Consider the following 14,694-nt stretch of genomic DNA (forward strand, 5'->3'; position numbering starts at 1 on the left):
CCCATGATTATTGTTGTGTTGTGTGTTCCGGGGTTTCCCGGCTATCAAGTACCGGGTCGACTATCTGGCGCGTGGTGCCATCGGTCAGCCCTAAATCGGTTAAATGCGGCCCGGCGTTGCAGGCAAGACAGGTGCCTTCAATCGCTTTAAAGACGCGATACGGCGGCTCCCAGTCGGCCACCATGGCGCTCAGGTCGCGCAGGTTGCGAAACTCGGCGGCCAGCGTTTCGGCCGGTTTGTCGGAGAGCATCCCGGCAATCGGCATGGCAACGTGTGCCAGAATGTCGCCATTTTGCGCCAGCGCCATGCCGCCACCGGAGGCGATAAGCTGATTAGCGGCCAGCGCCATATCTTCAGCGTTGCGGCCGAGCACCACCAGGTTGTGCGAGTCGTGCGAGTAGCTGGTGGCAATCGCGCCGCGCAGCTCACCCCAGCCTTCCAGCAGGGCAATCTGCGGTTTGGCTTCGTGACGGCCGTGGCGGTGCTTCACCCAGATAAGGCTGAAGCCTGCGGGGATTTGGACCTCGCCGTTACGAATCTGAACGTCGACTTCACCCCACTGGGTAAAGCGTGCACCGCGGATGTGGCGCAGACGGGCGGTACCGTGCTGAATATCGTTGACGCGCAGCGCAAAATCGGTGGCCTGAAGCGGGGAGAGTTGCAGGGTATTGCGCGGTGGCGTCACCCCAACGGCAGCGGAGAGCGCGTTCAGCAGTTTACCGTCGCGGGCAATTTGCCGTCCGGCAACATACACCGCGCGGGCTTCTAATTTTTCCAGTGAGTCGAATACCACGAGGTCTGCACGACGCCCGGCGGCAATCAGCCCCAGGTCGTGACGCTGCAAACGAATAGCGGCGTTCAGCGTGGCAAAACGCAGGGCATCGGTTGCGGGCAGGCCATGTTCAATCAGCAGGTTCAGCAGGGCGATAATGCCGCCTTTTTCCAGCAGCATGTCCGGCGGCACGTCATCGGTGCAGACGGTAATCTGCGAAGAGAGATGCGGCAAAGATTTCAACGCCTTGACGATATCCGGCAGCAGGTAAGGGTGTGAACCACGAATTTCCAGCGTCAGCCCGGCGCGCAGTTTTTCCAGCGCGTCGTCGGCGGAGGTCAGCTCGTGGTCGGAGGTTACGCCTGCGGCAAGATAGGCCTGTAGATCGGCACCGCTCAGCCCGCGGGCATGGCCTTCAATCAGCTTGCCGCTGTTGAGCCCCGCCTGCACGATTTCCTGCATCCGACAGCTACCGTGCAGTACGCCGTGCATGTCCATCACCTCCGCCACGCCGCGGACTTCCGGCCAGCCGAGCATGGTTTCCATTTCGGCACCGGCAAAATCGGCCCCGGACATTTCTAAACCCGGCGTAGACGGTACGCTTGACGGCGCGGCAACCATCACCTGCAGGGGCAGATGGCGGCTGGCTTCTACGGCGTAGCGCACGCCCGCCACGCCCAGCACGTTTGCCAGCTCATGCGGGTCCCAGAATACGGCGGTAGTGCCCTGTGCCAGCACGATTTCGGCGTAGCGTTCCGGCGGCAGGTGCGAACTTTCGAGGTGAACGTGGGTGTCCATCAGGCCGGGAGAGAGGTAAACGCCGGGCAGAGAGTGGCGTTCCAGCGTGTCGCTGCGGCTGCCGCGTGGGTGCACGCTGGCAATCATATCGCCAACGATACCAACATCAGCTTCGCGAACTTCGCCGGTCGCCATATCAACAATAGCGGCATCGGTGAGCAAAAGATCAAACGGGGACTCGCCTCGTGCGGCCTGAACGGCGCGGCGGCGGTTTTCAGCATTGCTGGACATAACAACTCCGGCACAGGGATAATGCGTGCTACTTTAAGGGCAGAGCAAACGGTTGCCCATATGATTAAATTTATCACCTGATAACTTCAGCTTATCCTGCGTGATAGCCACGAGTGAAGCACATCATGACCGACCCCTGGCAGCGATTGCCTGCGCTCTCGCTTAAACAGTTGCAGTATTTTGTCACGCTGGCGCAGCTGCGTCACTTTACCGATACCGCTAACCGGCTGGCGATTAGCCAACCGGCGTTGAGTAGCGCCCTGCGCCAGATTGAAACGGTGCTGGGCGGTAAGCTGGTTAACCGCACCGCCTCGTCGGTCACGCTCACTGAGCTGGGGGCGGCCATATTGCCTCACGCCCAGCGTGTGCTGAGCGTCGCGCAGATGGCATTTCACGATATGCAGCAGATAGTCGAAGCGGGCGGTGACGGCACCGTGCGCATCGGGCTGGTGCCGTCGGTGAGTTCGCTGCTGTTTCCGCTGCTGCCTGAAGCGCTGGCCCTGGCGTTTCCGCGTCTGCGGGTAGAATTTCTTGACCGTACCAACGATGCGCTAGCGCGTGACTTGCAAAGCGGGCAGGTTGATTTTGGCGTTGGCGCTATCGACAGTTCGTTGCCGGCGGAGCTACAGGTCTTTCCGCTGCGTGAAGACCCGTTGGTGGCCGTGCTGCATGCAGATGACCCGCTGGCAGGCCAGACACATCTGCCGTGGAAGCAGTTGGCAGGGCGCGATATTGCGGTGTTCTCTAAAGGTAATATTCAGCGTCTGGTTGGGGCATTAGTTGAGAGCCAGCGTCTGACGCTCAATACCCGCTATCAGGTCGATTATATTGAAACGTTGTATGGGCTGGTGCGCTCACGGCTGGCGGTGGGGATCCTTCCACAGCTGTATACCACGCATTTACAGGATGAGGCGCTTCGGGTTGCGCAACTCCAACAACCAGCGTTAACCCGCACCGTTGCGCTGATGCGTGGCCCACAGACGCTGCCACCGCTTATCGAAGCGTGCTTCACATTACTGCTAAAAGAACTCCGCGAAACCAGCACCGTATAATAGCCGCCCGGCCGAGCAAAGCGACGCCGGGTCAATCTAAATGCTTAATCAGCACATCCACCGTTAAATGATTAATGTATTCCAGCGAATGTGAGGCTAGCACGCCCAACAGCCGGTTATGGTGACCCGCAATAATCAGGTCGATATTGTTGTGCTGTACACAAGCTTCAACATCTTCAAATCGTCGTGCCGTCACCAGCGCCAGCGTTTGCACGGGTAAAGAGACGGTTGCCGCCAGCTCGCTAAGCAGTGCTTTTGCCTGAATGACTTCCTGCGACACATCGTCGTCCATCAGGCTATCGGAGACATAGTTCAGCGCCCGGTAATCGGTACTGATATGGGCAATAGTAATTTTCATTGCGCTTTCTTGCGCCATCCTGGCTGCATGCTGTAACAACGGAACGCCATCAAGGCTATTGTTAATCAATACCAGCGTATGATGATAGACAGGCATCGCAATACCTCATTATGCAGGACAATCTTAGCAACTATTATGTGCCGATTGCGCGAGGAAGGAAAATGAAGCGCCAGGTGGGCAAAAAGAAAGGCAGCGGAAACCTCCATGTCCAAATATGACTACGTTTTTTAGCACCGTGGCGTGACGCTTTTTGATTGTATAGTAAACTCTCACTGTACTATATTTAACCATTGCTGTAGCGCTTATGGGCGACGGTTTTCAATGGTTGTCGCACTCATTCTTATATTCAGGCCTGACTTTCTCTATGGAATCGAATTCTCACGCACCGTTGAGCAGTTTTATCGATCTCATGATGGACGCTGTTTTTGCCGTTGATGCCCACGCCAATATCATTTTTGCCAGTGCGTCCTGCGAGCGTATTTTTGGCTATACGCCGAAAGAACTGATTGGCCGTAACATGTTCGAAATAATGTTGCCGGAAGACCGGGAATTAACCCGGAATTCGATAGTCGACGTGATGTCGGGTAACCCGCAATTTCATTTTGAAAACCGTTATGTCCACAAAAATGGCCAGGTCTTGAATATCATGTGGTCAGCGCGCTGGTCTCCGGCCGATCAATTACGTATTGGTGTTGCCCGCGATATCACCGAGCGTAAACGTTCAGAACAGCTGCAAACTGTTCTTTATGCTATTTCTGAAGCTGCGCATACCGCTGAGGATCTGCTCAAGCTATTCCAGCGTATTCATCAGATTGTCGGTACACTGCTGCCCGCCGATAACTTTTCGGTAACGCTCTACGATGATGAAACGGGCCAACTGAGCTTTCCGTACCACGTCGATGAGTATCAGGATACCCCCGCACCGTTTACCCTGATCCCAGCGACGTTTTACGCAGAAGTGATTCACACCGGTCAACCGCTGCTGCTCACGCCTGAGACGATGGCGAGCCGTATGGAAGAACTGCGTTTTTCTTTTGGTATTAACCCATTCTGTTGGCTGGGCGTTCCGCTAAAATCGCATAAAGGCACGATTGGCGCGCTGGTGCTCAAAAGCTATCCGGGCGGCGTGTGCTACAACGTACAGGATCAGGAACTGCTGCAGTTTGTCTCGACGCAAATTGCGACGGTTATTGAACGCCAGCAGATGCAGGCCCGATTGCAACATATGGCGCAATACGATCAGCTCACCGACCTGCCGAATCGCGGCCTATTGTACGATCGCCTGAAAACGGCGCTGGCGATTGCCCGCCATGAGCTAAGCCAACTGGCGCTGCTGTTTATCGATCTCGATAAATTTAAACAGGTTAACGATACGCTGGGTCATGGGATGGGCGATCTCTTGCTACAAGAGACCGCCGTGCGCCTGAAGCGCTGCATACGAGAATCGGATACCGTCGCCCGTATTGGCGGCGATGAGTTTGTCGTTTTGCTTCAAAGACCGTTATTGCCTGAACACGCGGAGCTCGTCGCCAAAAAAATTGATGATGCGTTCCGTTTGCCTTTTAGCCTTGATGGCTACGCGGTGACGGTTGCCCCTAGTATCGGGATCGCGTGTTATCCTGAACATGGCAGCAATGAACAACAGCTTCTCGACTATGCCGACAAGGCGATGTATGTAGCCAAACAGGGTAAAACACGGCGGCAAAATTACGGATAAGCCATCGTCCAATGCCTGGGTTTGACGTACGGGCTTGTTTGTCGGATTGCCTGCTGGCATTATTGCGGGCAGCGATTAATAACATGTTAATCGCTAAAAATTGATTCAAATGACTCGGGGTGCCCTTCCTTGTGAAGGCTGAGAAAAACCCGTACCACCTGATCTGGATAATGCCAGCGTAGGGAAGTCAGAGGCCGTTTGGTCATTGCTTCTTCGCGTTTTGGCAGGAGCAAACCATGCAAGCCGACCTGCTAAGTCCCGCGCAATCAGCGCACACCGCATACTTTCTGCATCAACATTCCCCGCTGGTTCACTGTATGACCAATGACGTCGTACAGACCTTTACCGCAAACGTCCTGCTTGCGCTTGGCGCATCGCCAGCGATGGTGATTGACGCGGGTGAAGCCGCCCAGTTTTCGTCTATTGCCAGCGCGCTGCTGATTAACGTCGGCACGTTAACTCAACCACGTGCTCAGGCCATGCGGGCGGCGGTAGAAAGTGCGAACCGTGCCGGAACCCCGTGGGCGCTCGATCCGGTGGCGGTGGGGGCGCTGACGCTGCGTACTGATTTCTGTCGTGAACTGGTGCGGATGGCCCCGGCGGCAATTCGTGGCAATGCCTCTGAAATTATGGCTCTGGCGGGCGAAAGTCAGGGCGGGCGCGGCGTAGACACTACCGATACCGCCGCGACGGCGCTACCGGCGGCACAGAAACTGGCACGAGAAAGCGGCGCGATTGTTGCTGTAACCGGTGAAGTTGATTACATCACCGACGGTGAACGTACGCTGGCGGTAAACGGCGGTTCTCCGTTGATGACCCGCGTGGTGGGAACCGGCTGTGCGCTTTCGGCGGTGGTGGCGGCAAGCTGTGCCTTACCGGGTGACCGATTACTGAACGTGGCGGGCGCATGTGCCGTGATGAAACTGGCGGGGCAGCGCGCGGCGCAGGGACGAGGACCGGGAAGTTTTGTTCCCGCATTCCTCGACGCGCTGTATGCGATGCACGGGGAGGTGAAGGCATGAAGCGCATCAACGCATTAACTATCGCTGGCACCGATCCAAGCGGCGGCGCAGGCATTCAGGCCGACCTGAAAACCTTCTCGGCGCTTGGCGCCTATGGCTGCTCGGTGATTACCGCGCTGGTGGCGCAAAATACCCGCGGCGTGCAGTCGGTTTACCGAATTGAACCTGATTTCGTGGCCGCGCAGCTTGATTCCGTGTTCAGCGATGTACGCATCGACACCACCAAAATTGGCATGCTGGCGGAGACAGATATTGTGGAAGCGGTCGCCGAACGTCTGCAACGCTATCGCATTAAGAACGTGGTGCTGGATACGGTAATGCTGGCGAAAAGCGGCGATCCGCTGCTGTCGGCATCGGCGGTTGAGACGCTGCGCCAGCGCCTGCTGCCTCAGGTCTCTCTGATTACGCCAAATCTACCGGAAGCGGCAGCGCTGCTTGACGCGCCGCATGCCCGTAATGAGCGCGAAATGCTGGAGCAGGGCAGGGCGCTGCGGGCACTCGGCTGTGAAGCGGTGCTGATGAAGGGCGGGCATCTGGACGACGCTGAAAGCCCGGACTGGCTGTTTACCGCTGAAGGGGAAATGCGTTTTACCGCGCCGCGCGTGGCGACCAAAAATACCCACGGTACAGGCTGTACGCTGTCGGCGGCGCTGGCGGCCTTAAGGCCGCGCCATGCCAGCTGGCAGGAAACCGTGCCGGTGGCAAAAGCGTGGTTGTCGCAGGCGTTGGCCCAGGCCGATACTTTGCAGGTAGGTGAAGGTATCGGGCCGGTGCATCATTTCCACGAATGGTGGTAACTGTCCGGCTGACGTGCCAGCAGGTTGTGCTTAAAATCTGTCAAAAGTTGGACATTCCACACTCCCGGTACCAGGCTTATCCTGCTCAAAAGTGTTGAGCAGGACAACCAGCCGACATGATGTCGGCGCTTACGGGAGCATAGCTATGACTGATATTGCGCAGTTGCTTGGCAAAGACGCCGACAGCCTTTTACAGCATCGTTGTATGACCATTCCAGCCGACCAGCTCTATCTGCCTGGCCACGACTACGTTGACCGGGTAATGACGGATAACAACCGTCCACCTGCCGTGCTACGAAATATGCAGACTCTCTACAATACCGGGCGCTTAGCTGGGACGGGTTATCTGTCGATTCTGCCAGTGGACCAGGGCGTTGAGCACTCTGCCGGAGCCTCGTTTGCCGCCAACCCGCTCTATTTTGACCCGAAAAATATCGTTGAACTGGCGATTGAAGCAGGCTGCAACTGCGTGGCTTCCACCTATGGGGTGCTGGCTTCAGTATCCCGCCGCTACGCGCACCGCATTCCGTTCCTCGTCAAGCTCAACCATAACGAGACCCTGAGCTACCCGAACACCTTTGACCAGACGCTGTATGCCAGCGTCGAGCAGGCGTTCAATTTGGGTGCGGTGGCGGTCGGGGCGACCATCTATTTTGGTTCAGAAGAGTCGCGCCGCCAGATTGAAGAAATCTCAGCGGCCTTTGAACGCGCGCATGAGCTGGGGCTGGTCACCGTACTGTGGGCCTATTTGCGTAACCCGGCGTTTAAAAAAGATGGCGTTGATTACCACGTGTCTGCGGACCTGACCGGTCAGGCCAACCATCTGGCAGCCACCATCGGCGCGGATATTGTGAAGCAGAAAATGGCCGAGAATAACGGCGGCTATAAAGCGGTGAACTTCGGCTATACCGACGAACGTGTGTATACCAAGCTGACCACCGATAACCCTATCGATCTGGTGCGCTACCAGCTGGCGAACTGCTATATGGGCCGTGCCGGGTTGATTAACTCCGGCGGTGCTGCGGGCGGCGAAACTGACCTTTCCGATGCGGTACGTACGGCGGTTATCAACAAACGTGCGGGCGGTATGGGGCTGATTCTTGGCCGTAAAGCCTTCAAAAAATCGATGGCCGACGGTGTGGAATTAATCAACGCCGTTCAGGATGTTTACCTCGATAGCAAAATCACCTTCGCCTGATTTTTGTTCATCCTCTCCCGCCCGGGAGGGGATGACGATCCCCCTCACATTTCCCCATCCTTTTGTGAAAAACGTCACGCACTCTCGTGCGCATGCCCAAAAAACAGCCCGGTGTTAGCGGAAATTGTCCGTGGAAGTGGTGCTATTTTGTGCTTAGATTAGTGATGAAACGCCTTTTCAATTCGCTAAAACCGTATTACCGGAACCGTGTATTACACAGAACCGTGGCGAAGTAATCGCCATGTAGCATGTTGTATTAAGGACACTTAATGAAAATTGAATCTGTAAATGTCACCGTTTTCCAGCACCCTACGCGCCGCGTCTCCGACAGCGCCGGACATTCTCATCCGGGGCCAGAAAGCATGGCCAAGATGGCGATGCTGACCATTACCGCCGACGACGGTAGCAAGGGCTATTCCTTTGCGCCGCCGGAAATCGTGCGTCCGTTCGTGGTGAATACCTTCTTTCGCAAGGTGCTGGTAGGGCAAGACCCGTTCGACCGTGAGCGTATCTGGCAGGATCTGGTGCATTGGCAGCGCGGCAGCGCGCATCAGCTGACCGAACGTGCGCTCTCTTTCGTGGAGCAGGCATTGTGGGATCTCATTGGGCGTAAGCTCAATATGCCGGTTTACAAGCTGCTGGGTGGCTATCGCGATAAAGTCCCGGCCTACGGCAGCACCATGTGCGGCGATGACCTTGAAGGCGGCCTGTCAACGCCGGAAGAGTACGCTGCCTTTGCCGAAACGCTGGTGGCGCGCGGTTATAAAGCTATTAAGCTGCACACCTGGATGCCGCCGGTATCGTTCGCGCCAAACCCAAAAATGGATATCAAAGCTTGCGCCGCGGTGCGTGAGGCCGTGGGTCCGGATATCGACCTGATGATCGACGGCTACCACTGGTATAGCCGTACTGAAGCGCTGTGGATTGGTAAAGAGCTGGAAAAACTCAACTTCGCCTGGTTTGAAGAGCCGATGGAAGAGGACAGCATGTCCTCTTACGCCTGGCTTGCTGAAAACCTCTCGATTCCGATTATCGGGCCGGAAAGCTTCGGCGGTAAGCACCATAGCCGTGCCGACTGGGTGAAAGCGGGGGCGTGCGACATCCTGCGCGCAGGGGCCAACGGCGTGGGCGGTATTACGCCAACCATGAAGGTGGCGGCACTGGCGGAGTCGTTTGGTATGGACTGCGAAGTGCACGGTAACGGCGCGGCGAGCCTGGCGGTGATTGGCGCCATTCGCAACTGTCGCTGGTACGAGCGTGGCCTGCTGCATCCGTTCCTCGACTACGATCAGCCAGCGGCCTACCTGAACAGTATCGTCGATCCAATGGACGCCGATGGTTACGTTCACCTGTCTCAACGCCCTGGACTGGGCGAAGACATCAATTTTGCCTTTATCGAAGCCAACACCGTCAGCCACGACTGACACATAACAAATAAAAGACAGGCACGGACGGATTCGTCGCCTGTCGTACCCTACAGGCGATAGATAGATGAAAAAATCCTCCTTGCTGGGAGCGTGTTTGCTCGCGCTTACCATGACGATGGGGAGCGGGGCGGCGTTGGCAAAAACGCCGCCGGATCAGCTCATCATCGGCATGAACATGAATAACCTTCTCACCCTCGACCCGGCAGCAATGACCGGCAACGAAGTGGTGGGGATTGTGGTGAATCTCTATGACTCACTGGTGGAGCTTGACCCTGAACAGCTCACCAACGTTAAACCGGCGCTCGCCAAATCCTGGGATATCAGCCCGGACGGCAAAACGCTGACCTTCCATCTGCAAAATAACGTCAAGTTTCACTCCGGCAACCCGCTGACCGCCGCTGATGTGGTGTGGTCGATGCGCCGCATACTGCACCTTAACCTGGCGCAGGCGTCGGTGTGGAAGTCCTACGGCTTCAGCAAGAAGAACGTCGACAAGCAGGTAACGGCGCTGGACGACGAGACGGTGCAAATTGTCCTGCCCAAAGATAACGACCCGCAGCTGGTGATTTATTCGCTGGCGGCACTGGGTAACCTCGGCGTACTCGATAGCAAAACCGTGCAAAGCCATGAGCAGAATAACGACTGGGGCAATAAGTGGCTGACCACCCACGAAGCCGGTTCCGGGCCGTTTACGCTGGAAACCTGGCAGGCAAAAGACGTGCTGCGCATGAAGCGCAACCCGGACTACTGGCGCGGCGAGGCGAAGATGAACCGCGTGGTGCTGCGTCACTTCCAGGAGTCGCAGACCCTGCGTCTGATGATTGAGAAAGGCGACCTCGATATTGCCAGCAACATGGCAGTGTCGGACATCAACGCCCTGCGTAAAGACCCGCAGCTCACCGTCGATGCGGTACAGCGCGGCACCATGTATTACGTGTCGATGAGCATGAAAGAGCCGCACTTCGCTAACCCGAAAGTCCGTGAAGCGGTGCGCTACCTGATTGATTATCAGGGCATCAACAAAGCGCTGATGCCGGGCTACGGCGTGTTACACCAGCGCCCGATCAAAGCCGGAATGCCGTCAACGCTGCCCGATCCGGGCTACACCTTCGATCTCGCGCGGGCAAAAAAGCTGCTGGCGGAGGCCGGATATCCTGACGGCTTTGACACTACGCTGCGCGTGCTCGCCGACCAGCCGTTCCTCAATATCGCCATTGCCGTGCAGTCCACGCTGATGCAGGCGGGCATTAACGCCAAAATTATTACCGGTACCGGCAACCAGATTTACGGTGCCATGCGTGAGCGTAAGTTCGACATGCTGGTCGGGCGCGGCGGCAGCGGTATGGAGCCCCATCCGCACTCCAGCCTGCGCGCGCTGGTCTACAACCCGGACAACAGCGACGAAGCGCGCCTGACTAACTTTCAGGGCTGGCGCACAGGGTTCTATGACAAGCAGCTTAACGAGATGATCGACGGCGCGCTGCTCGAGCGTAACCCGCAAAAACAGATTGCCGATTATCAGGCCATTCAGACCCGCTTTGATGCGCTGATCCCGGCGATGATCCCGGTGTCGCAGATGGTCGACTCGGTGGTGGTGCGTAACGAGGTGAAAGACTACAAACCGCACCCATCGGCCACTACGTTCCTGCGTGAAGTCTACAAAGTCAGCGAAGGAGATAAAGGATGAGTACGGCAATTCTTGCGCCCGGCTCCCGGACCCGGCGCTTCTCAAAACGGTTGATGCAGGTGGCGATTACGCTGTTTGGCCTGCTGCTGTTGACCTTCTTTATTGGCCGCGTGATGCCTATCGACCCGGTGCTGGCGATTGTCGGCCCGGATGCCGACCAGAGTACCTATCAGCAGGTCTATCACCAGTTGGGCTTTGACCAGTCGCTGATGACCCAGTTTGGTATCTATTTCGTCAATCTGCTGCACGGCGACCTGGGTAACGCGCTGCTGACCGGCAAGCCGGTAACCGACGATATTATTCGCGTCTTCCCGGCCACCATGGAGCTGGCGACGATGGCGATTATCGTCGGCGCAGGCCTCGGCATTCCGTTGGGCGTACTGGCGGCGGCGCGTCGCAACAGTATTTCTGATTACGTGGTGCGCATTATCAGCCTCGCCGGTTATTCCACGCCGATTTTCTGGGTGGGGATGATGGGGCTGCTGGTGTTCTACGCCTGGCTAGGCTGGGTGGGCGGTGCGGGGCGCGTTGACCTCGGGCTCGACGGCATTGTACCGCGTCGTACCGGGCTGATGACCGTTGATGCGCTGCTGGCCGGAAACAGCGACGTGTTCTGGAACGCCATTAATCACCTGATCCTGCCAGCGGCGCTGCTGGGCTTTCACTCGCTCGCCTACATCAGCCGTATGACCCGCAGCTTTATGCTGGCGCAGCTGTCGCAGGAGTTCATCATCACCGCGCGCGTCAAAGGGCTGACCGAGCGTCAGGTTATCTGGAATCACGCGTTCCGTAACATCCTCGTCCAGCTGCTGACGGTGGTGGCGCTGGCCTACGGGTCATTGCTGGAAGGGGCGGTGTTAATTGAAACCGTCTTCTCTTGGCCGGGCTTTGGTTCTTATCTCACCGGCAGCCTGCTGCTGGGCGACATGAACGCGGTGATGGGCTGTGTGCTGCTGGTGGGGGTGATCTTCGTGATGCTTAACCTGCTCTCCGACATGCTGTATCAATTCTTCGACCCGAGGACAAAATCATGACGGTTTCTCTCGATAGTCGACTCTCCGGCACCGCCGGTGAAGGCCGCCAGCGCCTGCTGCGCGGGCTGGCCAGAGCCGGGGGATTTATTGGCAAGATGGCGCGTAACCCGCTGACCGCTATCGGCGGCGGGATTATCTTCCTGCTGCTGGTGGTGGCGATATTTGCGCCGCTGATTGCCCCTTACAACCCGCTGGTGCAGGACCTCAGCAACGCGCTGAGCGCGCCGAGCGCCCAGCACTGGTTTGGCACCGACGAATTTGGCCGCGATATCTTCAGCCGCCTGGTATACGGCGCGCGCATAACGCTCTACATCGTGCTGCTGGTCTCGGTCACCGTCGGCCCGCTGGGGCTGCTGCTCGGTGTCTGTGCGGGCTACTTCGGCGGTAAGGTCGATATGGTGCTGATGCGCGTGACCGATATCTTTATTTCCTTCCCAAGCCTGGTGCTGGCGCTGGCGTTCGTCGCCGCCTTAGGCCCGGGGCTTGAGCACGTGGTCATTGCCATCACGCTCACCGCCTGGCCACCGATTGCGCGTCTGGCGCGCGCGGAAACGCTGTCGCTGCGTCAGGCGGACTTTATTTCTGCTGTCCGTTTGCAGGGTGCCTCGCCGGCCCGCGTGCTGTGGCGCCACATTGTGCCGCTGTGCCTGCCGTCGGTGATTATTCGTATCACCATGAACATGGCGGGGATCATCCTGACCGCCGCCGGTCTGGGCTTCCTTGGCCTCGGCGCACAGCCGCCGGATCCAGAGTGGGGGGCGATGATTTCCAGCGGCCGTACCTACATGATGGAGTGCTGGTGGGTAGTAACGATCCCGGGGCTGGCGATTTTGATCAACAGCTTAGCGTTCAACTTCTTAGGAGATGGCCTACGTGACATCCTCGATCCTCGCAGCGAATAGCGCTGCACCGCTGCTCGACGTACGCGATTTAAGCGTGGATTTCGTCAACGGCAGCGCGGTAACCCATGCGGTGCGCGGCATCTCCTTCCAACTCGGGCAGGAGAAGCTGGCGATAGTGGGTGAATCCGGTTCCGGTAAATCCACCGTGGGCCGTGCGCTGCTGCACCTGCACCCAAAAAAAGCGCGCATTGACGCCAGCCGGATGCAGTTCGGTGATATCGATCTGTTAAACGCCAGCGAGGCGCAGATGCGTGCCATTCGCGGCAAGCGTATTTCGATGATTATGCAGGACCCGAAATATTCGCTGAACCCGGTAGTGCGCGTCGGCGACCAGATTGCCGAAGCCTGGCTGACTCACCATCCGGGCTATAAAACCGAGGCAAAAACTAAGGCGATGGAGATGCTCGACGTGGTGCGTATTCGCCAACCGGAACGCGTCTACAACCTTTATCCGCACGAGATTTCCGGTGGGCAGGGGCAGCGCATCATGATTGCGATGATGCTGATTACCGACCCGGAGCTGGTGATTGCCGATGAGCCGACCTCGGCGCTCGACGTGTCGGTACGTTTGCAGGTCCTGGGGTTGCTGGATGATCTGGTGAAATCCCGCGGGCTGGGGCTGATTTTTATAAGCCACGATATCAACCTGGTGCGCAGCTTCTGTGACCGCGTGCTGGTGATGTACGCCGGGCGCGTGGTGGAGTCGATTGCCGCCTGCGATCTTGATAACGCCACCCATCCGTACACGCAGGGGCTGATTAGCGCCTTGCCGGATATGCACCATCGCCGCCCGGTTCTCCCGGTGCTACAGCGTCAGACCAACTGGCTGACCGATTAAGGAGCGCACAATGATTGAAGTGAACAACTTAAGCCTGGTGTTTGGTGAGGGTGAAAAGCGCAACCAGGTGCTGTTTGATGTCAATTTCCACGTTAAGCCGGGCGAGATTTATGGCCTGGTGGGGGAGTCTGGCTCCGGGAAAACCACGGTGCTGAAGTGTCTCGCCGGGCTGTTTAATCACTGGCAGGGCGAGCTGGCGATTAGCGGCCAGCGGCTCTCGCATAAGATTAGCCGCGAGCGCTGCCGTCAGGTGCAGATGGTGTTTCAGGACCCCTACGGGTCGCTGCATCCACGTCATACCATTGGCGACATCCTGGAGGAGCCGCTGCAAATTCACGGCATCGGCGAGCGCGACCGGCGCATCAATACGCTGCTAGACCGCGTGGGGCTGAACCGCGCTTTCCGCGACCGTTATCCGCACCAGCTCTCCGGCGGCCAGCGCCAGCGCGTGGCGATTGCCCGGGCGCTGATCCTCGAGCCGCAGGTGCTGTTGCTGGATGAGCCAACCTCGGCGCTGGACGTGTCGGTGCAGGCGGAAATCCTCAACCTGCTGGCTGAGCTGCAAAAAGAGTCGAATCTCACGTACCTGATGGTGACGCACGATCTGGGCGTGATTGCCCATCTCTGCCAGAAGGTAGCGGTGATGCAGTACGGCAAGATTCTCGAAACGCTCACCGTTGATGCCTTGGTCAACGGTGAAGCGCAAACGCCGTACACGCAGATGTTGGTCAACGCCAGCCGTCAATACACGCGAGAAATGGCCCGTGAGGTGGCTGCATATTAACTGTAGGCCCGATAAGCGTAGCGCCATCGGGCAGTTCGGCTCAGGTGCCGGATGGCGGCGTAAACGCCTTATCCGGC

At 57.7% G+C, this 14,694-nt stretch carries 12 protein-coding genes, 1 pseudogene and 1 riboswitch; of the genes and pseudogenes, 11 read left to right on the forward strand and 2 right to left on the reverse strand.

Annotated elements, in window-relative coordinates:
* Nucleotides 1-6 precede the first annotated feature (6 nt).
* Nucleotides 7-1,801 (reverse strand): annotated as a pseudogene (locus RDN66_RS01660) (adenine deaminase); the annotation flags it as partial.
* 125 nt (nt 1,802-1,926) lie between these two features.
* Here RDN66_RS01660 and RDN66_RS01665 point away from each other — a divergent pair.
* Entirely contained in the window at nt 1,927-2,853 is a 927-nt protein-coding gene (locus RDN66_RS01665) for a LysR family transcriptional regulator (RefSeq protein ID WP_035894890.1), read from the forward strand.
* A gap of 31 nt (nt 2,854-2,884) precedes the next feature.
* On the opposite strand, the gene RDN66_RS01670 is transcribed toward RDN66_RS01665, so the two are convergent.
* Nucleotides 2,885-3,307, reverse strand: coding sequence for a universal stress protein (locus RDN66_RS01670; protein WP_035894889.1), 423 nt, complete (start codon nt 3,305-3,307; stop codon nt 2,885-2,887).
* A gap of 268 nt (nt 3,308-3,575) precedes the next feature.
* Between RDN66_RS01670 and RDN66_RS01675 the strand changes: the two genes are divergently transcribed.
* From RDN66_RS01675 to RDN66_RS01720, 10 genes are all read left to right on the forward strand, one after another.
* Nucleotides 3,576-4,928, forward strand: coding sequence for a bifunctional diguanylate cyclase/phosphodiesterase (locus RDN66_RS01675; protein ID WP_202217615.1), 1,353 nt, complete (start codon nt 3,576-3,578; stop codon nt 4,926-4,928).
* A 105-nt stretch (nt 4,929-5,033) separates the two neighbouring features.
* Nucleotides 5,034-5,130: riboswitch (TPP riboswitch) on the forward strand.
* Between the two features lie 34 nt (nt 5,131-5,164).
* Nucleotides 5,165-5,950: a hydroxyethylthiazole kinase gene (gene thiM / locus RDN66_RS01680; protein WP_035894887.1), complete on the forward strand. Its 786-nt coding sequence runs from the start codon at nt 5,165-5,167 to the stop codon at nt 5,948-5,950.
* Nucleotides 5,947-6,747, forward strand: coding sequence for a bifunctional hydroxymethylpyrimidine kinase/phosphomethylpyrimidine kinase (gene thiD, locus RDN66_RS01685; protein WP_202217616.1), 801 nt, complete (start codon nt 5,947-5,949; stop codon nt 6,745-6,747). Before thiM ends, thiD begins: the two co-directional genes overlap by 4 nt.
* 145 nt (nt 6,748-6,892) lie before the next feature.
* A complete protein-coding gene (gene fbaB / locus RDN66_RS01690) occupies nt 6,893-7,945 on the forward strand; it encodes a class I fructose-bisphosphate aldolase (protein ID WP_035894885.1) in 1,053 nt (350 codons plus the stop codon).
* A gap of 269 nt (nt 7,946-8,214) precedes the next feature.
* Nucleotides 8,215-9,369 carry a mandelate racemase family protein gene (locus tag RDN66_RS01695; protein ID WP_035894884.1) on the forward strand — a complete coding sequence of 385 codons (1,155 nt, stop codon included), beginning with the start codon at nt 8,215-8,217 and terminating at the stop codon, nt 9,367-9,369.
* A gap of 67 nt (nt 9,370-9,436) precedes the next feature.
* Nucleotides 9,437-11,059 (forward strand): ABC transporter substrate-binding protein, encoded by a 1,623-nt coding sequence (locus tag RDN66_RS01700; protein WP_035894883.1) that lies wholly within the window; start codon nt 9,437-9,439, stop codon nt 11,057-11,059.
* Entirely contained in the window at nt 11,056-12,093 is a 1,038-nt protein-coding gene (locus RDN66_RS01705) for an ABC transporter permease (RefSeq protein ID WP_115073885.1), read from the forward strand. Before RDN66_RS01700 ends, RDN66_RS01705 begins: the two co-directional genes overlap by 4 nt.
* Nucleotides 12,090-12,995, forward strand: a complete 906-nt coding sequence (locus tag RDN66_RS01710; protein WP_035894881.1) for an ABC transporter permease — start codon at nt 12,090-12,092, stop codon at nt 12,993-12,995. Before RDN66_RS01705 ends, RDN66_RS01710 begins: the two co-directional genes overlap by 4 nt.
* Nucleotides 12,967-13,833 (forward strand): ABC transporter ATP-binding protein, encoded by an 867-nt coding sequence (locus RDN66_RS01715; RefSeq protein ID WP_202217617.1) that lies wholly within the window; start codon nt 12,967-12,969, stop codon nt 13,831-13,833. The genes RDN66_RS01710 and RDN66_RS01715 overlap by 29 nt, the downstream gene beginning before the upstream one ends.
* Before the next feature lie 10 nt (nt 13,834-13,843).
* The gene (locus RDN66_RS01720) at nt 13,844-14,617 is read left to right on the forward strand and encodes an ABC transporter ATP-binding protein (RefSeq protein ID WP_035894880.1); all 774 of its coding nucleotides are present in this window, start codon (nt 13,844-13,846) and stop codon (nt 14,615-14,617) included.
* The last annotated feature ends 77 nt before the right edge of the window (nt 14,618-14,694 follow it).

Origin of the sequence: uncultured Kluyvera sp. (genome assembly GCF_902485085.1) — a bacterium.
GTDB classification, from domain to species: Bacteria; Pseudomonadota; Gammaproteobacteria; order Enterobacterales; family Enterobacteriaceae; genus Kluyvera; species Kluyvera ascorbata.